Consider the following 19,931-nt stretch of genomic DNA (forward strand, 5'->3'; position numbering starts at 1 on the left):
CGCATTCACGCCAGTGTGCGCTCGACGATATCCCTCAGATCAGCCGACAGGTTTTCGGCGTTGGCGATAGAAAGCAGCGCTTCCCGGGCCTTGGCCTGCCGCAGAGGTTCCAGCGAACGCCACGATCTGAGCGCCGTCGCCAACCTTGCCGCCACTTGCGGGTTGCGCTTTTCGACCTCGAGCACCGTTTGCGAAAAGAACCGGTAGCCTTCGCCGTCAGCACGATGGAAGCCGGTCTGGTTGGCGCTGGAGAAGGTGCCGATCAACGAGCGCACCCGGTTTGGGTTGCCCACCGAGAAGGCCGGATGACTGGTCAGGGCCCGCACAGTGTCGACGGTCTGCGGTCCTGGAACGCTGGCCTGGATCTGGAACCATTTGTCCATGACCAGCGGGTCGGAGCCATAAATCGTCTCGAAAGCCGCCAGCGCCTCGATCGCCTCGGGCGAACCGTGGTGACGATGCGCGAGCACGGCAAGCGCTGCCGCGCGGTCGGTCATGTTGGTCGCGGACTGGAAATGCCCGGCGGCGAGTGCTGCTCCACCCGGCTGCAGCGATAGATAATCGAGCAGGGTGTTGCGCAAGGCGCGTCGTCCGGCGCTTGCCGCGTCGGGGCTGAACGCCGCCTTGTCGGCGAGGCTGAGGTAGAGGACCGAAAAAGCGTCCCGGTTGGCGGTACCGATTGCCAGCGCCAGCGTCTGGCGAGCCGCATAGATGGCATCGGGGTCGATATTCCTGCCGATGTCGCGGGCAATGTCGGCTTCGCCCGGCAATGCCAGCGCCAGTGCACGATAGGCAGGCTCCAGCGTCTCGTCGCCGGCGATGCTGCCGGCGAGCTCGGTCAGCCGCGATGCAAAGGCCGGCTGCTTGCCGCCGAGGATCTCGCGGAAGGCAGCAATCAGGGCATCGGTCAGCAATGTGTTGAAGGCCTGCCAGCGCGAGAAGGCGTCGCTGTCATGGCGGGCGAGGAAGAACTGGTCGTCGGCTTTCTGCTCGACCGAAAGCGTCACCGGCGCCGAAAAGCCGCGGTTGAGCGACACGGCCGGGCGCTCGGCGACGCCTGAAAACCGCACCATGTGGCGGCGCTTGCGGACATGGATGACGCCGTCCTCGACGCTGGCGCCCTCGACGCCGCTATATTCCACGGCCTTGCCGCCGGCGCCGATCAGGCCGAAGGCGAGCGGGATGTGCATCAGCCGCTTGCGGCTTTCGGAGGGTGTCGGCGGCACCGACTGCTCGATTTCGAGCGTGAATTCTTGCGCGGCCGGATTGTGGGTCGAACTGATTGTCAAATTGGGGGTGCCCGCCTGATGATACCAGAGCGCGAACTGCGACAGGTCGCGGCCGGACGCATCCTCGAACACCTTGATGAAATCCTCGATCGTCGCCGCGTCACCGTCGTGCCGCTCGAAATAGAGGTCCATGCCTGCGCGAAAGACGTCGGGCCCGAGAATCGTGCGGATCATGCGCACCACTTCGGAGCCCTTCTCGTAGACCGTCGCCGTGTAGAAATTGTTGATCTCGCGGTAGCGGTGCGGCCGTACCGGATGCGCCAGCGGGCCCTGGTCCTCGGGAAACTGGTGGGCGCGCAAGGTGCGCACTTCGGCGATCCGCTTGACCGCTCGCGAGCGCTGGTCGGCGGAGAATTCGTGGTCGCGGAAGACCGTCAGGCCTTCCTTCAGGCAGAGCTGGAACCAGTCGCGGCAAGTGATTCTGTTGCCTGTCCAATTGTGGAAATACTCGTGCGCAATGATTGCCTCGATATTGGCGAAATCAGCGTCCGTCGCGGTCTCGTGATCGGCCAGCACATATTTGTCGTTGAAGATGTTAAGGCCCTTGTTCTCCATCGCGCCCATGTTGAAGTCGGACACGGCGACGATGTTGAAGACGTCGAGATCGTATTCCCGGCCGAACGCTTCCTCGTCCCATTTCATCGACCGCTTCAGGGCGTTCATCGCGTAGCCGGCCAGCTTCTCCTTGCCGGGCTCGACATAGATGCCGAGCTCGACCGTGCGGCCGGACAGGGTGACGAAACTGTCGGCGAGCTGGCCGAGATGGCCAGCCACCAGCGCGAACAGGTAGGACGGCTTGGGGAAGGGGTCGTGCCATCTGGCATAGTGCCAGCCGTCGCCCAGATCGCCTCTGTCGAGCGGGTTGCCGTTGGACAGAAGCAGCGGCGCCTCGTCACGCAGCGCTTCGATCCGCACCGTGTAGACGGACAGGATGTCGGGCCGATCGAGGAAATAGGTGATGCGGCGAAAGCCTTCGGCCTCGCACTGCGTGCAGTAGACATTGCTCGAGCGGTAGAGGCCCATCAGGGCTTCGTTGCCCGCCGGCGCCAGCTCGGTCTCGATCAACAACTGGAAGCGATTTGCGGCCGGCGGCTTGAGGATGGTCAGCTGGTCTGGGCTCGCCAGCAGATCCGCCGGTTTCACCTTCTTGCCGTCGATCTCGATGCGCTTGAGCGTCAGGCCGTCACCGTCGAGCACCAATGGTGCCGACGCGGATACGCCGTCACGTCGCTCGACGGTAAGGAAGGCGGTGACGCGCGTTGCGTCTGGCGAAAGGCGGAAGGTGAGGTTGGTTTGCGGAATGAGGTAGTCGTTGGGGCGATAGTCTTCGAGCTTGAAGACCTGGCCGGTGTCCGTGCGCATTCCGTGGGTTTTCCTGTCGATTGCGTTGGTGGCGGATTGTGTCCGCTGGTCCAAGAAATTTGAAGTCCGCGCTCTTTACACGAAACGGCCCCTCGACAAAACTAAGGCAATGCCTATTTCAGGCGTTCCTTCTCCCGGCATCATCACGAGGCATCCATGACCGTCGTCACACCGAAATTCGGCATGGGCGCATCCGTGCTGCGGCGCGAGGATGCTGCCTTCATCCAGGGGCAGGGCCGCTATACCGACGACATCCAGCCGGCTGGCGTGCTGCACGGCTATGTCCTGCGCTCGCCGGTCGCCAAGGCCAGCTTCACCATCGGTTCGACCGAGGCGGCGAAGGCGGCACCAGGCGTCCAGCTGGTGCTGACCGGCAAGGACCTTGCCCATCTCGGCGATCTCAAATCCGGCGTCATGCAGGAACAGCCGGACGGCACCAAGGCGCCGACGCGCGACATCCCCATCCTGTGCCGCGACCGGGTCCACTATGTCGGCGATGCCGTTGCCTTCGTCGTCGCCGACAGCCGTGCCTTGGCGCAGGATGCCGCTGAACTGATCGACGTCGACTATGACAGCGAAGATGCGGCCTCTGGTACGGCAACGGCACTTGCCGAAGGCACGCCGCTGGTCTGGCCGGAACTCGGTTCCAACCGCGCCTTCAGCTACCACATGGGCGACAAGAAGAAGACCAACGCGGCTTTCGCCAAAGCCGCCCATGTCACCCGCATCGACTTCGTCAACAACCGGCTGGTGTGCAACTACATGGAACCGCGGTCCGCGATCGGCGAGTGGAACGTAGAGGAGAACCGCTTCGTGCTGACCACGGGGTCGCAGGGCGTGCATTCCATGCAGTACATCCTGGCCGGCCTGTTCAAGATCAAGAAGGCTCAGCTGCGCGTCATCACGCCCGATGTCGGCGGCGGTTTCGGGCCGAAAAGTTTCGTCTACCGCGAGTATCCGCTGGTGCTGGAGGCGGCAAAGCGGCTTGGCCGCCCGGTCAAATGGGCGGGCGATCGCACCGAACACTTCCTCACCGATGCGCAAGGGCGCGACAATTTCGTGACGGCCGAGATGGCGCTGGACAAGGACGGCCGCTTCCTTGGCATGAAGGTGGATCTGCTCGCCAACATCGGCGCCTATATCTCGCAATACGGTCCCTTTATCCCCTATATCGGCGTCACCATGTCGACCGGCGTCTATGACATCCAGGCGCTCGACGTCTCAGTCACCGGCCTCTACACCAACACCTGCCCGGTCGATGCCTATCGCGGCGCCGGCCGGCCGGAAGCAGCGTTCCTGCTGGAAAAGCTTGTCGATGCCTGTGCCCATGATCTCAGCCTGCCTGTCGAGGAGATCCGGCGCCGCAACTTCATCCGGCCTGAGCAGTTTCCCTACCGCACCCAAACCGGCCGCCTCTACGACACCGGTGAATTCGAAGGCCATATGGAGCGTGCCATCGAACGCTCCGAATGGAAAGCGTTCCCGGCGCGGCTGGCGCAGTCGAAAGCCGGCGGCAAGATCCGAGGCCTCGGCATGGCGACCTATATCGAGGCTTGCGCTTTTCCCGGGTCGGAACCGGCCTTTGTCGAACTCAATGGCGACGGCACGGTGACGCTGAAGATCGGCACCCAGACCAACGGGCAGGGGCACGCCACCGCCTATGCGCAGTTCCTGTCGGAAAAGCTCAACCTCGACATCGACAAGATCCATGTCCGCCAGGGCGATACGGACGAGCTGAAGGCCGGCGGCGGCACCGGAGGTTCGCGCTCCATTCCGCTGGGGGGTGTATCAGCTTCCCGCGCGGGCGAGGATCTGGCCCACAAGATCAAGCGCATCGCTGCCGATGAGCTGGAAGCCTCGGCCGGCGACATCGAGCTGTCTGATGGCGCTGCCCGCATCGTCGGCACCGATCGCTCGATCGATTTTTCCACCATCGCCAAGGCCGCCAAGACGCCGGATGATCTCAAAGGGTTCGGCGAGTTCGTGCAGGACGAGTGCACCTACCCGAACGGCACCCATATCTGCGAGGTCGAGATCGACCCCGACACCGGCGCCACCGAGATCGTCCGCTACACCATCGTCGACGATTTTGGCGTCACCGTGAACCCGATCCTGCTTGCCGGCCAGGTGCACGGCGGCGTCGTGCAAGGCATCGGCCAGGCACTGATCGAAGACACGATCTATAGCGAGGACGGACAGCTTTTGACGGCGAGCTACATGGACTACGCCATGCCGCGCGCCGACAATTTCCCGTTCTTCCATTTCGAGACCCGCAACGTGCCTTCGACAACAAATGCGCTCGGCATCAAGGGGGCAGGCGAGGCCGGCACCATCGGCTCGACCCCGGCCGCACTCAACGCGGTCACCGACGCGCTCTGGCGCGCGTATGGCGTCAGGCACATCGACATGCCGGCGACGCCTGCGCGCATCTGGGCAACGATCCGGGAAGCTATGGGAGCGTGACAGCCAGCCCCGGCAACCCATCATCCACAGCCAGCGATCATGCTGGCGGGCACAATACGCTCACCGGCATCATGCTCAAAATCGTGTCGGTGGCGGTCTTCGTTGGCATGCAGACCTGCATCAAAGCCGCGGGCACCGTGCCGGCGGGTCAAATCGTCTTCTTCCGTTCGTTCTTCGCCATCTTCCCGATCATCGCCTTTCTGGCTTTCAGGCGAGAACTTGGCACTGCGTTCACCACCAAGCGTCCATTCAATCACATCGCCCGCGGCCTTGTCGGCGTCTGCGCCATGGGGCTTGGCTTTTTCGCGTTGACCCGGCTGCCGCTGCCGGAGGCGATCACCCTGAACTACGCACAGCCGCTGCTTGTGGTGGTGTTCAGCTCGATCTTTCTCGGTGAAGCCATCCGTGTCTATCGCTGGAGCGCGGTTGCGGTCGGTCTGGTCGGTGTGCTGATCATTTCGTGGCCGGAATTGACGCTGCTCAGTTCCGACCAGGCGCTCGACGACCAGGAGGTGCTTGGCGTCATTGCCGCCCTCGTCGCCGCGGCGATTTCGGCCGTCGCCATGCTTCTGGTGCGCAACCTCGTGCAAAGCGAACGCACCGCCACCATCGTGCTGTGGTTTTCGGTGACGGCGAGCGTCATGTCGCTATTATCGCTGCCGTTCGGCTGGCTGGCACTGACGCCGCTCCAGGCGGCTCTTCTGGTTGCCGCCGGCTTCTGCGGCGGCCTCGGCCAGATCCTTTTGACGGCGGCATATCGCCATGCCGAGGCCTCGGTGGTGGCGCCGTTCGAATACACCTCGATGATCCTCGGCGTCGTCGTCGGTTATCTTGTCTTCGGCGACGTCGCCACGCTGAACATGCTCGTCGGCGGCCTGATCGTCGTCGCCGCCGGAATATTCATCATCTGGCGCGAACGCCAGCTTGGCCTGGAGCGCACCCGCACCCGCAAGGCATCTTTGCCTGAAGGGTGATTACGACAGCTCGGCCCGCTCCTTCGCCAATCGCACGAGCACCGTCCTCGTCTGCTCATCGGCCGGGAAAAACGATTCGATCGCCAGTTCCGACAACGTCACATCGAGCGGCGTGCCGAACACGGTGATGGTGCTGATGAACGATAGCACTTGATCGCCATGCGCCAGCCTGAGCGGGTGCACGATGGCATTCGGCTCGACCGGCGCTGGCCGGCTGCCTTTCAAGCCGGACGGGTAGCTGCGCAGCTCGCGCTCCAGGTCGACCAGCACCGGGTCGCCGCTGGCATCATTCTGGTGTTTGAGGCGCTCGAGCAGATGCGTCCGCCATTCCTGGAGATTGACGATGCGTGGTGCGATGCCGCCGGGATGCAGGCTGAGACGAAGCACGTTGACCGGCGGCGCCAGCAGCGAAGCCTCGCCGACATCGGCAAGGAAGGGAGCGATGGCGGCGTTGGCCGAAACCAGGTTCCAATGGCGGTCGACAGCCAGTGCCGGGAACGGTTCATGCCCCTTGAGCACGATCTCGACCGCCGCCATCGCCGGCGCCAGTGTCGCGTCGCCAAGCGAGCGCTCGCCGAAGCTGGGGGCAAAGCCCGCGGCGAGCAGCAGCTGGTTGCGCTGCCGGAGCGGGATCGACAGCTGCTCAGCCAGATGAAGCACCATGTCGCGCGAGGGCGCGGCCCGGCCACTCTCGACGAAGCTCAGATGTCGCTGCGATATCTCGGCCTCGATGGCGAGATCGAGTTGGCTCATACGGCGGCGCGTGCGCCATTCGCGGATAAGGCTGCCGGCGGAGATTTGGGCTGTTGTCATGGGGGATGACTAGGCCGACGCTGGGCGTATTTCAATTACCTCTGAGGTCATAGTTCTTGCCTGGGCTCGCCTATCAACATTGGCGAAAGCCAAGGTGACGGCCGATCTCCCCCACGAGGGGGGAGATTGGCCAATCACCCAAGCCCACGCAATTTCGCCTTCACCTCGAGGAAATCCCGCCACGCCAGTTTCTTGTGCGACGGGGTTCGCAGCAGATACGCGGGATGCAGCGTCGGCATGGCGGGAATGGAGATGCCGGATGCCGTCGTGTGGACGCGCCAATTGCCGCGCAGCCGCAGGATGCCTTCCGAGGTGTTGAGCAAGGTCTTTGCCGACGGGCCGCCAAGGTTGATCAGCACCTTCGGATTGACCAGTTCGATCTGCCGCTCGATGAATGGCCGGCAGATCTCGGTTTCGTGCGGCGTCGGCGTGCGATTGCCCGGCGGCCGCCACGGAATGACGTTGGCGATGTAAACCGAGGTCCGGTCGAGCCCAATCGCCGCCAGCATGCGGTCGAGCAGCCGGCCCGAGCGGCCGACGAAGGGCAGTCCCTCTATGTCCTCGTCGCGGCCCGGCGCCTCGCCGACCAGCATCACGGCGGCTTCCGGGTTGCCGTCGGCGAACACAAGGTTCTTGGCCGTGGCTTTGAGATTGCAGCCGTCGAACGCCGCCATGTGCTGGCGAAGCTCGTCCAGGGTCATTGCCGTCGTTGCCAGCTGGCGGGCCAGTGCCGCTTGCGCTTCGTCGGGAACCGTGGCCGACGGTGCGCGCGCAACGGGCGCATTCGGTCTGTCGCCCGCTTCGAGGCGATTCGTCGAACGCTGCGGTGCGGCGGTGTCGCCCGAAGGCGCCGCGGTCGGCGCGCGCTCCAATGATTTTGGCGCAACCTCGGCGAACCGGTTCACCGGCTGGTCTTCAAGCGCCTCGTCAACGCCCACGCTGGCATAAAAGGCCAGCAGGTCGGCGATGTCAGGTCTGTTGTTGGGGGAAGCGGCAGTCATGCCGGCACATTCGTCCGCGTGGCGGCAATTTGCAAGGCTAGCCGCTTCTCTACCCCGTTGGTATGCGCGGATCCTGCACCAGATAGAAGGTCCATCTGGGCGTGTAGTCGGTCATCAGGAATTCGAACCTGGCTGTTTTCAACGGGTCGACCTTGCCGTTCCTGAACAGCAATCGGTCATAGGGTTCGAAATCGCGATCGAAATCGGCGAAATTGCTCGACCAGATATTGTCAGGCGTCTTGTTGCGCTGGTCGAACGAAAGCCCGTCGCCGAACACGCTCGGCCGGTTCAGGATTTCCTGCAGCTCGAACTGGAATTCGATCCAGGCCTGGCCACTGTTGTTGAGCACGTCGATGCGCATATACATGATGCCGTTGGCGAATTCGCCGGCCGGACCGTAAGCCTGGATCGGCTTTGTCGTGCGGATGGTCAGCGTCACTGGCGTTGACGAATTCAGCTCTTCGGTGATGACCAGCGGATCGTCCTTCGTTCCGATGCCTGAAGCGCCGGTTATGTGGAAGCCGCCAAGCTCGTCGGAGAAGGAGTAGGCCCCGGCCGCCCAGACCTTCACTTCGTCCGCGAAAGCGTGACCCGGTGCCAGCACCAGAAGGGCCAAAAGGAGCGCCCGGCAGACCCGGCCGGGCGTGAAAAGAAAGCGCGTGGATGAAAAGCCGGCTGGCCCAGGAATGCGCATGGCGTGAAGTATGGCCGATAAGCAAGCCGTCGAACAATTAAAAACGTCAGCGCCGAGGGCCATGCCGGACGAAAACAGCCGCCCAGCCTCGCAATGCGCGACTTTTTGGCCAAAACGGCATTGTCACGTATGCGCCGGTTTCCTGTCGCCGATTGATGCGCTATGCAGCGCAGGAGCCAGCTAGATACCCGAATGGGATAAGCCAGTGCGGAGGGGTTGATGAGCGACATCGAACGCGAAAGCATGGAATTCGACGTGGTTATCGTCGGCGCCGGCCCGGCCGGCCTCGCCGCCGCCATCCGCCTCAAGCAGGTCAATCCCGAGTTGTCGGTCGTCGTCCTGGAAAAGGGCGGCGAGGTCGGCGCCCATATCCTCTCCGGCGCCGTCGTCGATCCGATCGGTATCGACCGGCTCTTGCCGGGCTGGCGCGACGAGGACGGTCATCCTTTCAAGACGCCGGTCACGGCGGACCATTTCCTCGTCCTTGGCCCTGCCGGCTCGTTCCGTCTGCCCAACATCCTGATGCCGCCGCTGATGAACAATCACGGCAATTACATCGTCTCGCTTGGCAATGTCTGCCGCTGGCTGGCTGGTAAGGCCGAGGCGCTCGGCGTCGAGATCTATCCCGGCTTTGCCGCCGCCGGCCTCATCTACAATGAAGAAGGTGCCGTCACCGGTGTCGTCACCGGCGACATGGGAGTCGAGAAGGACGGCACGCATGGCCCAGGCTTTGCGCCCGGCATGGCGCTGATGGGCAAATATGTGCTGATCGGCGAGGGCGCGCGCGGCTCGCTCGCCAAGCAGCTGATCGCCAAATACAAGCTTTCCGACGGCCGCGAGCCCGGCAAATACGGCATCGGCCTCAAGGAACTCTGGCAGGTCAAGCCGGAGAACCACAGGCCTGGCCTGGTCCAGCATTCCTTCGGCTGGCCGCTTGACATGAAGACCGGCGGCGGCTCCTTCCTCTACCATCTGGAGGACAATCAAGTGGCGGTCGGTTTCGTCCTCCACCTCAATTACAAGAACCCTTGGCTGTCGCCGTTCGACGAATTCCAGCGCTTCAAGACCCATCCGGCAATCAGCGGCACCTTCGAGGGCGCCAAGCGCCTGGGCTATGGCGCGCGCGCCATCACCGAAGGCGGCTGGCAGTCGGTGCCGAAACTCTCCTTCCCCGGTGGCGCGCTGATGGGCTGCGCAGCTGGCTTCGTCAACGTGCCGCGCATCAAGGGCTCGCACAATGCCGTGCTGTCCGGCATGCTGGCGGCCGAGCATGTCGCCGAAGCGATCGGTGCTGGGCGCGCCAATGACGAGCTTTCCTCCTACGAGGCGGCCTGGCGGGCGACCGACATCGGCAAGGACCTGAAGAGGGTGCGCAACGTCAAGCCGCTATGGTCGCGCTTCGGCACCATCGTCGGTGTCGGCCTCGGCGGCCTCGATATGTGGCTGAACACGCTGTTCGGTATCTCGCCCTTCGGCACTCTGAAGCATGGCAAGGCCGACTATGCAACGCTCGAGCCTGCAGCCCAGCACAAGAAGATCGCCTATCCGAAGCCCGATGGCGTTTTGACCTTCGACCGGCTGTCCTCGGTGTTCCTGTCCAACACCAATCATGAGGAAAACGAACCGGTCCATCTGCTTGTCGGCGACATGGAGCTGCAGAAACGGTCCGAACACGATGTCTTTGCGGGACCCTCGACACGCTATTGTCCTGCCGGTGTCTACGAGTGGGTCGACAAGGACGGCAACGCGGCCGCCGATCCCGCGGCCAAGGACGTGCGCTTCGTCATCAACGCGCAGAACTGCGTCCACTGCAAGACATGCGATATCAAGGACCCGAACCAGAACATCAACTGGGTGCCGCCACAAGGCGGCGAAGGCCCGGTCTACCAAGGTATGTAAGCCACGCGTTGGCCGGACCGTCTCGGCCGCCGCAAGCAAAATGTCGGCGAAGGCCCGGTCCACCGGGGCATGTGAAATATTAGAACTGTTGAAACTGCCACGCGCTTATGGTTCCATTGCCTGACGAAGGGAGATGGCCAATGCGCGTGGCGGTTCTGGCATGCCTTATGGCGATCGGCGCGGTGTGCGGTTCCGCTCCGGCGGCGTCGGCCGGCACCAAGGTGCTGGTCAAGACGCGGACCTATGACATCACCGGGACCACGGGGCTGGCGCTGATGAAGGCGATGGACCGCAAGGGGCCGAAGCACGGCTTCATGACGCACGCTATCGCGCAGACCGGCTATACCGTGGATTGGGACCTTGACGCCGGCCAGGACAATGGCTTCTGCCGTCTGCGGCGCGCCAACGGCACGCTCAATCTCTTTTACACGTTTCCGCATGTCGCCTCGGCCACCGCGCCGGCGCTCCAGAAGCGTTGGACACGGTTCTTCGCCGGCGTCCGCGCCCACGAAGAAACCCATGGCCGTCTCGCCAGGGAGATGATGCGCGCCACTGAAAGATCGATCTCCGGCCTCAGGATTGCCGACGACCGGTCCTGCTACAAGACACGCCACGAGGCGCAGCGGCGTATCAGAGCCACCTATGCCGCATATGAGGCGAAGCAGATCGCTTTCGACGCCCGCGAGCATCGCGACGGTGGCCATGTCGAACATCTCGTCACCGCTTTGATCAAGCCTTGATCTTTTAGCCTGGCGTCTTGCCGGTCTGGACTATCGCAGCCGTCGCGGTTTCATGCTCATCGACCGGCTTCTGTTGTGCCAGCCTGAGCGAGAATTCCACCATGACCGGCAGGTGGTCCGAGCCGGTGTCCTCCAGCCGTGTCGCGGAATGAATGGTCACGCCGCCCTTGCTGAAAACCTGGTCGATCGGCAGGCCGGCGAAGCGCCGCAGAACATCCGGCAGCTTGATGTGGATCCAGGTTGGCCCGGCGGACGGCATGACGGTCAGCCCGCCGAGCAAGGCGACGCGCCGTACGGCGGCACTCCACGGCACGGCGTTGCAGTCGCCCGCCATGATGGCCGTCTCGCCAAGCGCGGAGAGCTGCTCGGTGAGTTCACCGATTTGCCAGTACTGCTCGCGTGGCCAAGGCCAGCTGAGATGGATCGCGGCGACATCGATATCGATGCCGCCGAAGTCGACGGTCGCTGTCGCCATGGCGCCGCGCCGTTCGCAATGCGCCTCGGTGCCGGCGGCAAAGGGCCGCCGCGAGAGCAGCGCGACACCGAATATGCCGTTGGGATAAGGGCAGAGGATCCGGTAGGGATACGCGCTGCTGATATAGCCAAGCTCGGTCGTCCACATCGCTGACACCTCGTCGAGGGTGATCACGTCGGGATTGGTCCGGCCGATCAGCGACAGCACCTTCTTCGGCGTTGGATTGTCGTAGCGCAGGTTCATCTGCAGCAGCTTGTAGATCGCCCGATCTTCGTTCTTGGCTTCATAGGCAGCCTGAACCGGCCATGGACTGGGCAAAGCGTTCAAGGTCGTGGCAAAGGCCGCCACGGCAAAAAGCAGTGCCACGGCCGCTTGCAGGCGAAATGTCGTGGCCAGCAGCGGCAGCGCGCAAAGCGCCATCAGCACGGCAAAGTGGACGCGAAAATGCGAGAAGGAATCGAAGGCCGGATGCAGCGTTCCGAAAAATCCGGCCACCAGCGTGATCGAACAGGCGAGCATTGCCAGGAATGCAACCGACATCAGCAATGTCCCGAAGCTCGCTCTCTCCATGCCGCCTGCTTATCGGCAGAAATGCGGCCCAATCAAGATGACGAAATGCTCGGGCAGCGCACAGATCGTCCTACTGGAACGCCGTCTCCGAAAAACTTCTGAGCTTGCGCGAATGCAGCCGCTCCATCGGCATTTCCGCAAGCTTCTCCATAGCCCTGATGCCGATGGTCAGATGCTGCGCCACCTGGCGCTTGTAGAATTCGGTCGCCATGCCGGGCAGCTTCAGTTCGCCATGCAGTGGTTTGTCCGAAACGCACAGCAGGGTGCCGTAAGGAACGCGGAAGCGGAAGCCATTGGCGGCGATGGTCGCCGATTCCATGTCGAGCGCGATCGCACGCGACTGCGACAGCCTCTGTACCGGGCCGCGCTGGTCGCGCAGTTCCCAGTTGCGATTGTCGATGGTGGCGACGGTGCCGGTGCGCATGATGCGCTTCAAGTCATAGCCGGACAGGCCGGTGACCTCGGCGACGGCTTCCTGCAACGCCACCTGGATCTCGGCCAGCGGCGGGATCGGCACCCAGACCGGAAGATCGTCGTCGAGGACGTGATCCTCCCGCACATAGGCATGCGCCAGCACATAGTCGCCCAGCGCCTGGGTATTGCGCAGTCCGGCGCAGTGGCCAAGCATCACCCAGGCATGCGGTCTCAGCACGGCAATGTGGTCGGTAATCGTTTTGGCGTTGGAGGGCCCGACGCCGATATTGACCATGGTGATGCCGCCATGGTTCGGCTTTTTCAGGTGATAGGCCGGCATTTGCGGCAGGCGCGGCGGTGCGACGCCTTCGCTGGGTGCGCTTTGCCCGACCCAGGTGATGACATTGCCTGGCTCGACGAACTCGGTGTATCCGTCGCCGCCATTGGCCATCAGGTCGCGGGCGCGGGCAACGAATTCGTCGATGTAAAACTGGTAATTGGTGAACAGCACGAAGTTCTGGAAATGCTGCGGCGTGGTCGCCGTATAGTGCGACAGGCGATGCAGCGAATAGTCGATGCGCTGCGCCGTGAAGGGCGCCAACGGTCTCGGCTCGCCGAAGGCCACTTCAAAAGTGCCGTTGGCGATCTGGTCGTCGGTGCCGTCGAGATCCGGCACGTCGAACAGGTCGCGGATCGGCCGCTTGATGCGCTCGGCCGCCGCGCCGTCGACATGGGTGCCTTCGAGAAAGGCGAAATGCAGCGGGATCGGCGTGGTCGATTCCGACACCGTGACCGCAACCCCATGATTGCGCATGATCAGGCGCAATTGCTCGACAAGGTAGCTTTCAAACAGGCTCGGCTGGGTGATGGTGGTCGAAAAATGCCCGGGCGTCGGCATATGGCCATAGGCCTGGCGCGAGTCGATCTGGGTGAACGAGTTGGTGGTGACGCCGATCTCCGGGTAGAAGGCCCGGTAGCGCTTGCCATTGTCGCCGCCCGCCGCCGCCAGCTCCGCAAAGGAGTCGCGCAGGAACTTGGTGTTGCGGTCGTAAAGCGCCTGCAGTGCCGCGACGGCCTTTTCGGCGCTATCAAAGCTTTGCCGGCCAAAAGGCTCCGGCATGACGACAGATTCGATGGCTTGAGGGTAGATTCGCTTTTCCATGGCTTAATATAGAGACTTGGATCGGCACTTGGGAGGGGTGTCGCGACCGAAGGCGGCCAAAGCGTCTTTTTTCTTTCCGTTGCATGTCGCGGAATAACGACATGCACGAGACATCCCTTATCCGCGCTGCAGGCTGACAAGGAGCACGAAGCCGACGCCGGACTTCTTCAGAGCCGGTGCGTCGATCGTCGAGCCGGCATCGGCGCGCATCATCGGCACGGCCAGAACCGGAGCGGCCAGAACCGCCAGGATAAGCGCCGCCCGCGGCAGAAGCCGAAGGGTCTTGAGAGCGTTGGCGGCGATGCGGTTCATGGGTTTCAGCTTTTCTTTTCGAGGTCTTGGTTTCTTTGTTCAGTTGCGAAGATGGGTGGGGCAGGCGAGGCGGCAGGTTCTTGAACTGGCTTCGTCCCAGGCACGGGCCGGACGGCCCGCTTCGGCGACGAGGATGGCGAAGAACATTCCAAACAGGCTCACCAGCAGGCAGACGATGGTGAAGCGGCGAGCAAGCATTGGGTCGGGTCTCCTTCAACACGCCGGAGAATGCCCTGATGCAACTGAACCGGCTCTGATGCCAGCGTTCATCTGCGGTTCAAGATGATTGACGGGATTTTGGCGGCGCCGGCGTCGGTTTCGACAGGGCGCCGGCGAGACCAGGGCATTGCGCCGCGACAAAACGAAGACGGGGCCCGTCGGGGCCCCGTCTTCATGTCACAAGGATAGGGTCGATCAGAGCTTGTGCCAGGTCTGGCTCTTGCAGATCAGTCCGCCAAGCACGCAGCCGCTCATCTTGAGCGAGCTGCCCGAAAGGGTCGCCTTGCCCGAATAGGTCTTGTCGTTTGCCGGATCGGTGATGTTGCCGGCATATTTGTTGTCGCCGGCCGCCTTGAGCGAGCCGATGGTCTTGCCGGCATATTTGCCGGTCTTGAGCGTGATGGAAAACGAGCCGCCGCCAGCGATGGCCGCGGTGTCGCCGGCCTGCGTCTTCCAATTGCCTTCGATCGGATCGGCCCAGGCTGCACCCGCCATGATCAATGTGGCCGCAAGGGCCAGGCTCACTTTTCGAAACATGTCTTCCTCCCTTTGGATGTCCGGCCGGATGCTCCGCCTCGCCGGCCTGCCGCTTACGCAAACGTAAGCTAATCCACCTCCCAGCAAAACAAAAGCGGTGCCGCAGCGGAAGACTTTCGGATTTTGAAGGCGCCTGAATGCGTCCCGTCGGCGAGGAAATGAAACGATCGGCGCATCGCCTTTGGTTTCCGTGGTTAGCGGAGTCTTGATTTCTCAGTTTGAAATTTTCGTCAAATTTGACGCAAGCGGGCTGAATTGCTGACTTCGTATCCTTAACAAATTTCCGCGTTTACCTCTTGTTTTAGCTTTGTTTTCCTCAAATTAAGCACGCCATTTAACGACGGATTCAAGCCTGCACGGCATTCTCGAAAGCATCGGAAGAGCAGCCAGCAAGGACGAACGAAGGCAGCTCTCGGGAGCCTGACAGGGGCCGGAAACAGGGGATTGAAATGGCACGTTTTGAAATGCTTGAAGCAGGTTTCGGCGCCATGGGGGCAACTGCCCAGGCCGACATCCTTTTCGAACTGGGCATGATGTATGCGACCGGCCGCGATTGCGAAACCGATGTCGTTGCCGCCCACAAATGGTTCAACATCGCCGCGATCAAGGGCTCGGCCCGCGCCGCGGAACTGCGCTCCGAACTGTCGGCGGCAATGTCGAAAGTCGAGATTGCCAAGGCGCTTCGCGAAGCCCGCGAATGGATGACCATCCACTAAGATCTGCCTACAGACCTATCGAAGACAGGGAAGCTCCGGGATCAAGACCGCACAGACGGCCAGACCCGGCGGAATAGAAGGCCGCGCAAGACGGTCACGATGTTAAGAAAGAGAACGCGGCAGGCCGCAGGGCCTAGTCGTGCGCGACACAGGGAAGGTGAGCGGGATTTTTAGGCGCGGGGGCGCCTGGAGATTGCTCGACGGGCAAAAAGCCACGACCGGCCGGAACAAGGCTGGCGTGGCTTTTTGCGTGGATGACGTCTTGCAGGCCCAATCGAGCGGCGCCAATGCGCCTAGACAGGCCCAAGGAAGGGTGAAATTGTCCGGCCTCTCTGGAAGAAGCGCGGCCGGGGCGGCCGCGCGTGAGTGGAGGAGTTCTACCATCATGAAAAAATTGAGTATTTTGAGCGCGGCCATATTCGGCCTGATGATGAGCACGCCGGTCGCATTCGCGGACGAGCTCACCTTTGCGGTGGTCGGCCCGATGACCGGACAGCTCGCCACCATCGGTGATCAGTTCAAGCAGGGCGCACAGGCCGCTGCCGACGCGATCAACGCCGCGGGCGGCGTCAATGGATCGATGATCAAGCTGAGCATCCAGGACGACCAGTGCGATCCCAAGCAGGCTGTGTCGGTCGCCAACCGCATCGTCGCCGATGGCGTCAAGTTCATCGACGGCCATGCCTGCTCGGGTTCGAGCATTCCGGCCTCAGCCGTCTATGCCGAAGCCGGCGCTCTGATGATGAGCCCGGCGTCTTCCAACCCGGTGCTGACCGACGCGGCGGCCAAGGCCGGCTGGCCGACGATCATGCGGCTTTATACGCGTGACGATGCGCAGGGCGCCTTCATCGGCCCATGGATCGCCAAGAAGTTTGCCGGCAAGAACGTCGTCGTCCTGCACGACAAGAGCGCCTACGGACAAGGCGTGGCTGACGCCGTCAGGGCAACGATGAATGCCGGGGGCCTCAAGGAGGTCTATTATGACGGCATCAACGCCGGCGAGAAGGACTATTCGGCTCTCGTCACCAAGCTCAAGGACTTGAAGGCCGACGTCGTCTATTTCGGCGGCTATCATCCTGAGGCTGGTCTGATCCTGCGTCAGTCGGCGGAACAGAACCTGAAGTTCCAGCTGATCATGCCGGACTCCATCGCCTCGCCCGAATTCTGGCAGGTTGCCGGCCCGGCAGGCGAGGGCACCATGTTCGTCTTCCCGTCGGATCCGCAGGCAAAGCCGGAAGCCAAGGCAGCCGTCGAGAAGATCAAGGCGGGCGGCTTCGTGCCGGAGGGCTTCACGCTGTTCTCCTATGCCGTGATCCAGGCCTTCGCCGAGGGCGTCAAGCGCGCCGGCAGCGACGATCCGGCGAAGGTTGCCGAAGCGTTGAAGAACGGTACGCCGATCAGCACTGTTGTCGGCGACGTCACCTTCGACGAGAAGGGCGATCTCAAGAATGCCAGCTACGACATCAACCAGTGGCATGACGGCAAATACGCGCCGATCGCGCAGTAATCGCTGCCCTGGCGACTGAATAGCATAGGGAAATGGCCGGGTTCGTCCCGGCCATTTTCTCGTTTGCCCCGTCGACAGCTTGCGTCTGTCAGCTCGCTACTGCGCTCGGGGCGTTGTGCTCCTCGACGAACCGCACCAGCACCGTCCCGTCGGTGACCTGCGCGCCCTCCGTGGCGATCTCGGCGATCACGCCATCATGCGGCGCGGCGATGGTGTGCTCCATCTTCATCGCCTCGAGGATCAGCAGTGGTTGGCCCTTGATCACTGCATCGCCTCCTGTCACGCGCACCAGCTTGACCAGCCCCGGCATCGGCGCGCGCAAGCTGCCTACACCTGCGGCTGCCTCATCGGCGCGCGCCAGCGGGTCCGGCACGGCGAAGGTGTAGCCAACAGCGCCTTCGAACACGGTGATGTGGCCTGGCCAGCGGGCGAGACGCGGTGAAGCGCGAAAGTCATGCGAATTTGTGCCGTCATAGGGCGCATCGAGCGCCACCTGGAACCGTCCATCCGGCCGCAGCGAAACCTTTGCCACTATATCGTCCTCGCCGAACTTCAGCCATGTGCGCCGCGCCACGTTGTGGAAATGCGCATAGCCGGCAAGGGACGACCAGGGATCGTCGGATGGCGGCGATACCCCGGCGCCCGAGGCCGCAACAGCGGCGGCGGCAACGGTTTCGCCTGTCGGCGGCGGGACGATCGTCAATGTTTCCTGGTGCCTGCCGATCAGGCTGGTGTCGACGTCGCCCGAGCAAAAATCCCGATCGGTGGCCAGAGCGGCGAGAAAGGCGGTGTTGACGGTGGAGCCGGCGATCTCGGTTCGCGACAGCGCTGCGCCGAGTGCTTGCAGTGCCGCCTGCCTGTCCTCGGCGTGGACGACCAGCTTGGCGATCATCGGGTCGTAGTAGGGCGAGATCGCGTCGCCGGCCCGCACGCCGGTCTCGATACGTATCGCGGCGCCTTCGGGCGCTGCATCCGGAAATTTCAGATGATGCAGCGTGCCCGTTGCCGGCAGGAACCCCTTTGCCGCATCCTCGGCATAGATGCGCGCCTCGAAGGCATGGCCGGCAAGCGTGATCTCGTTCTGTGTCTTCGGCAGCTTTTCGCCGCTGGCGACCCGCAGCTGCCACTCGACCAGGTCGGTGCCAGTGACCATTTCGGTGACCGGGTGCTCGACCTGCAGGCGGGTGTTCATTTCCATGAACCAGAAGCGGTCGGCCTTCAGGCCTTGCGAGGCGTCGACGATGAACTCGATGGTGCCGGCGCCGGAATAATTGATCGCCTTGGCGGCCTTTACCGCCGCCTCCGTCATCGCCTTGCGCAAAGCAGGTGTCATGCCGGGGGCGGGCGCCTCCTCGATCACCTTCTGGTGCCGCCGCTGCGCCGAGCAGTCGCGCTCATAAAGGTGCACCGTGTTGCCGAAATTATCGCCGAACACCTGCACCTCGATGTGGCGCGGCTTGTCGACATATTTCTCGACCAGCACGCGGTCGTCGCCGAAAGCGGCTTTCGCCTCGCGCCGCGCGCTGGACAGCGCTTCGGAAAACTCATCGGGATGCTCGACGCGGCGCATGCCCTTGCCGCCGCCGCCGGCGCGCGCCTTGATCAGCACTGGATAGCCGATCTCGCGTGCCTTGGACGCAAGCAGCACGATCTCCTGCGCCTCGCCATGGTAGCCCGGCACCACCGGCACGCCGGCCTTTTCCATCAGCCGCTTGGCGGCGTCCTTCAGCCCCATGGCACGGATCGAGGCCGCCGACGGGCCGATGAAGGTAAGCCCCGCCGTCGCCACCTGGTCAACGAAACCGGGGTTTTCCGACAAGAAGCCGTAGCCGGGATGAATGGCTTCAGCACCCGTCGCCAGCGCCGCGGCGATGATCTTGTCGCCGCGCAGATAGCTTTCGCCGACGGGCGAGGCGCCGATATGCACTGCTTCGTCGGCCATCTCGACATGCAGGGATTTCGCGTCGGCATCCGAATAGACGGCGACAGTGCGCACGCCCATCTTGCGTGCCGTGCGGATAACGCGGCAAGCGATCTCGCCCCGATTGGCGATCAGGATCTTGGCGAACATGGAGCCTCCCGGGACAGAGTTTGCTTGAAGCGACGCAGGCGCTCCGTCGCGCCCCCCTCTGTCCTGCCGGACATCTCCCCCACGAGGGGGGAGATTGGCAGCTTCAACCTCGCCGCCTTGCCGTTGACGTAGGCGGAGATTCCAGTCTGCCTATGCTGATGAATTGGTTGGTCCATACAGTTCAGCCTTCTCGAAGAGCAGCAACGGCATGCCGGTATAGTTCAGCCGTTTGCTCGTCGAAGCAGCAGAAAATGACGATTTCCGGCCTGCTTGCCTCGTCGAGGAACGCGTTGACAGTGCTGACGGCGATCCGCGTCGCCTCGTCTTTCGGGTAGCGGTAGACACCCGTCGAGATCGCCGGGAAGGCCACTGTGCGGCAGTCATTGGCGGCGGCGAGTTCGAGCGATCTGATATAGCAGGAGGCCAGCAACTCGGCTTCGCCCTTGCCGCCGCCCTGCCAGACGGGGCCGACTGTGTGGATGATGTGTCGAGCCGGCAGTTTGTAACCCCTGGTGATCTTCGCCTCGCCGACCTTACATCCGTTCAGCATCCGGCATTCGAACTCAAGCTCGCGGCCTGCGGCGCGGTGGATGGCGCCATCGACCCCGCCACCGCCGAGAAGTGATGTGTTGGCGGCATTGACGATGGCGTCGACATCCAGTTTCGTGATGTCGCCGGTGTGGATGCGGATCCTGTCCAGCGCCTTGCTCATC

At 63.0% G+C, this 19,931-nt stretch carries 17 protein-coding genes; 6 read left to right on the forward strand and 11 right to left on the reverse strand.

Annotated features, from left to right (window positions below):
• Positions 1-5 precede the first annotated feature (5 nt).
• A complete protein-coding gene (gene pepN / locus NKI73_RS01575; protein ID WP_352626843.1) occupies positions 6-2,651 on the reverse strand; it encodes an aminopeptidase N in 2,646 nt (881 codons plus the stop codon).
• A 156-nt stretch (positions 2,652-2,807) separates the two neighbouring features.
• On the opposite strand from pepN, the gene NKI73_RS01580 reads away from it, so the two are divergent.
• Together NKI73_RS01580 and NKI73_RS01585 are read left to right on the forward strand one after the other, a co-directional pair.
• A complete protein-coding gene (locus NKI73_RS01580; protein ID WP_352626845.1) occupies positions 2,808-5,114 on the forward strand; it encodes a xanthine dehydrogenase family protein molybdopterin-binding subunit in 2,307 nt (768 codons plus the stop codon).
• Positions 5,115-5,185: 71 nt separating this feature from the next.
• Entirely contained in the window at positions 5,186-6,088 is a 903-nt protein-coding gene (locus tag NKI73_RS01585; RefSeq protein ID WP_352627307.1) for a DMT family transporter, read from the forward strand.
• Here the strand turns inward: NKI73_RS01585 and NKI73_RS01590 are convergent, their stop codons facing one another.
• From NKI73_RS01590 to NKI73_RS01600, 3 genes are all read right to left on the reverse strand, one after another.
• Positions 6,089-6,901, reverse strand: coding sequence for a helix-turn-helix domain-containing protein (locus tag NKI73_RS01590; RefSeq protein ID WP_352626847.1), 813 nt, complete (start codon positions 6,899-6,901; stop codon positions 6,089-6,091).
• Between the two features lie 134 nt (positions 6,902-7,035).
• Entirely contained in the window at positions 7,036-7,902 is an 867-nt protein-coding gene (locus NKI73_RS01595; RefSeq protein WP_352626848.1) for a uracil-DNA glycosylase, read from the reverse strand.
• 49 nt (positions 7,903-7,951) lie between these two features.
• Positions 7,952-8,596 carry a hypothetical protein gene (locus NKI73_RS01600; RefSeq protein ID WP_352626850.1) on the reverse strand — a complete coding sequence of 215 codons (645 nt, stop codon included), beginning with the start codon at positions 8,594-8,596 and terminating at the stop codon, positions 7,952-7,954.
• A gap of 219 nt (positions 8,597-8,815) precedes the next feature.
• Between NKI73_RS01600 and NKI73_RS01605 the strand changes: the two genes are divergently transcribed.
• Together NKI73_RS01605 and NKI73_RS01610 are read left to right on the forward strand one after the other, a co-directional pair.
• On the forward strand, positions 8,816-10,495 hold the full coding sequence (locus tag NKI73_RS01605) for an electron transfer flavoprotein-ubiquinone oxidoreductase (protein ID WP_352626852.1): 1,680 nt from the start codon (positions 8,816-8,818) through the stop codon (positions 10,493-10,495).
• 140 nt (positions 10,496-10,635) lie between these two features.
• Entirely contained in the window at positions 10,636-11,235 is a 600-nt protein-coding gene (locus NKI73_RS01610; protein ID WP_352626854.1) for a DUF922 domain-containing Zn-dependent protease, read from the forward strand.
• A 4-nt stretch (positions 11,236-11,239) separates the two neighbouring features.
• Here the strand turns inward: NKI73_RS01610 and NKI73_RS01615 are convergent, their stop codons facing one another.
• The 5 genes from NKI73_RS01615 to NKI73_RS01635 all read right to left on the reverse strand — a co-directional run bounded on the left by NKI73_RS01615 (position 11,240) and on the right by NKI73_RS01635 (position 14,924).
• Positions 11,240-12,250, reverse strand: a complete 1,011-nt coding sequence (locus NKI73_RS01615) for an endonuclease/exonuclease/phosphatase family protein (RefSeq protein ID WP_352626857.1) — start codon at positions 12,248-12,250, stop codon at positions 11,240-11,242.
• A 100-nt stretch (positions 12,251-12,350) separates the two neighbouring features.
• Positions 12,351-13,814 carry an AMP nucleosidase gene (locus tag NKI73_RS01620; protein WP_502899385.1) on the reverse strand — a complete coding sequence of 488 codons (1,464 nt, stop codon included), beginning with the start codon at positions 13,812-13,814 and terminating at the stop codon, positions 12,351-12,353.
• 159 nt (positions 13,815-13,973) lie between these two features.
• Positions 13,974-14,168 (reverse strand): hypothetical protein, encoded by a 195-nt coding sequence (locus tag NKI73_RS01625; RefSeq protein WP_352626860.1) that lies wholly within the window; start codon positions 14,166-14,168, stop codon positions 13,974-13,976.
• A gap of 39 nt (positions 14,169-14,207) precedes the next feature.
• The gene (locus NKI73_RS01630) at positions 14,208-14,366 is read right to left on the reverse strand and encodes a hypothetical protein (protein WP_023812838.1); all 159 of its coding nucleotides are present in this window, start codon (positions 14,364-14,366) and stop codon (positions 14,208-14,210) included.
• Between the two features lie 216 nt (positions 14,367-14,582).
• Positions 14,583-14,924: a DUF2147 domain-containing protein gene (locus NKI73_RS01635; RefSeq protein ID WP_352626862.1), complete on the reverse strand. Its 342-nt coding sequence runs from the start codon at positions 14,922-14,924 to the stop codon at positions 14,583-14,585.
• Between the two features lie 449 nt (positions 14,925-15,373).
• Here NKI73_RS01635 and NKI73_RS01640 point away from each other — a divergent pair, with 449 nt between their 5' ends.
• Positions 15,374-15,640, forward strand: a complete 267-nt coding sequence (locus NKI73_RS01640; protein ID WP_123167916.1) for an SEL1-like repeat protein — start codon at positions 15,374-15,376, stop codon at positions 15,638-15,640.
• 385 nt (positions 15,641-16,025) lie between these two features.
• The gene (locus tag NKI73_RS01645; protein WP_352626863.1) at positions 16,026-17,147 is read left to right on the forward strand and encodes an ABC transporter substrate-binding protein; all 1,122 of its coding nucleotides are present in this window, start codon (positions 16,026-16,028) and stop codon (positions 17,145-17,147) included.
• A gap of 88 nt (positions 17,148-17,235) precedes the next feature.
• Here NKI73_RS01645 and NKI73_RS01650 read toward each other — a convergent pair whose 3' ends face one another.
• Positions 17,236-19,218: an acetyl/propionyl/methylcrotonyl-CoA carboxylase subunit alpha gene (locus NKI73_RS01650; protein ID WP_352626865.1), complete on the reverse strand. Its 1,983-nt coding sequence runs from the start codon at positions 19,216-19,218 to the stop codon at positions 17,236-17,238.
• A 181-nt stretch (positions 19,219-19,399) separates the two neighbouring features.
• The gene (locus tag NKI73_RS01655; protein WP_352626867.1) at positions 19,400-19,930 is read right to left on the reverse strand and encodes an O-acetyl-ADP-ribose deacetylase; all 531 of its coding nucleotides are present in this window, start codon (positions 19,928-19,930) and stop codon (positions 19,400-19,402) included.
• Position 19,931 lies beyond the last annotated feature (1 nt).

It is taken from the genome of Mesorhizobium sp. M0496, from assembly GCF_040321205.1.
GTDB lineage: Bacteria > Pseudomonadota > Alphaproteobacteria > Rhizobiales > Rhizobiaceae > Mesorhizobium.

Excerpts from the sequence above, each read along its gene's own strand:
- pepN (WP_352626843.1), bottom strand. The coding sequence starts at position 2,651 with ATGCGCACGGACACCGGCCAGGTCTTCAAGCTCGAAGACTATCGCCCC.
- NKI73_RS01580 (WP_352626845.1), top strand. The coding sequence starts at position 2,808 with ATGACCGTCGTCACACCGAAATTCGGCATGGGCGCATCCGTGCTGCGG.
- NKI73_RS01585 (WP_352627307.1), top strand. The coding sequence starts at position 5,186 with ATGCTCAAAATCGTGTCGGTGGCGGTCTTCGTTGGCATGCAGACCTGC.
- NKI73_RS01590 (WP_352626847.1), bottom strand. The coding sequence starts at position 6,901 with ATGACAACAGCCCAAATCTCCGCCGGCAGCCTTATCCGCGAATGGCGC.
- NKI73_RS01595 (WP_352626848.1), bottom strand. The coding sequence starts at position 7,902 with ATGACTGCCGCTTCCCCCAACAACAGACCTGACATCGCCGACCTGCTG.
- NKI73_RS01600 (WP_352626850.1), bottom strand. The coding sequence starts at position 8,596 with ATGCGCATTCCTGGGCCAGCCGGCTTTTCATCCACGCGCTTTCTTTTC.
- NKI73_RS01605 (WP_352626852.1), top strand. The coding sequence starts at position 8,816 with ATGAGCGACATCGAACGCGAAAGCATGGAATTCGACGTGGTTATCGTC.
- NKI73_RS01610 (WP_352626854.1), top strand. The coding sequence starts at position 10,636 with ATGCGCGTGGCGGTTCTGGCATGCCTTATGGCGATCGGCGCGGTGTGC.
- NKI73_RS01615 (WP_352626857.1), bottom strand. The coding sequence starts at position 12,250 with ATGTCGGTTGCATTCCTGGCAATGCTCGCCTGTTCGATCACGCTGGTG.
- NKI73_RS01620 (WP_502899385.1), bottom strand. The coding sequence starts at position 13,814 with ATGCCGGAGCCTTTTGGCCGGCAAAGCTTTGATAGCGCCGAAAAGGCC.
- NKI73_RS01625 (WP_352626860.1), bottom strand. The coding sequence starts at position 14,168 with ATGAACCGCATCGCCGCCAACGCTCTCAAGACCCTTCGGCTTCTGCCG.
- NKI73_RS01630 (WP_023812838.1), bottom strand. The coding sequence starts at position 14,366 with ATGCTTGCTCGCCGCTTCACCATCGTCTGCCTGCTGGTGAGCCTGTTT.
- NKI73_RS01635 (WP_352626862.1), bottom strand. The coding sequence starts at position 14,924 with ATGTTTCGAAAAGTGAGCCTGGCCCTTGCGGCCACATTGATCATGGCG.
- NKI73_RS01640 (WP_123167916.1), top strand. The coding sequence starts at position 15,374 with ATGGCACGTTTTGAAATGCTTGAAGCAGGTTTCGGCGCCATGGGGGCA.
- NKI73_RS01645 (WP_352626863.1), top strand. The coding sequence starts at position 16,026 with ATGAAAAAATTGAGTATTTTGAGCGCGGCCATATTCGGCCTGATGATG.
- NKI73_RS01650 (WP_352626865.1), bottom strand. The coding sequence starts at position 19,218 with ATGTTCGCCAAGATCCTGATCGCCAATCGGGGCGAGATCGCTTGCCGC.
- NKI73_RS01655 (WP_352626867.1), bottom strand. The coding sequence starts at position 19,930 with ATGAGCAAGGCGCTGGACAGGATCCGCATCCACACCGGCGACATCACG.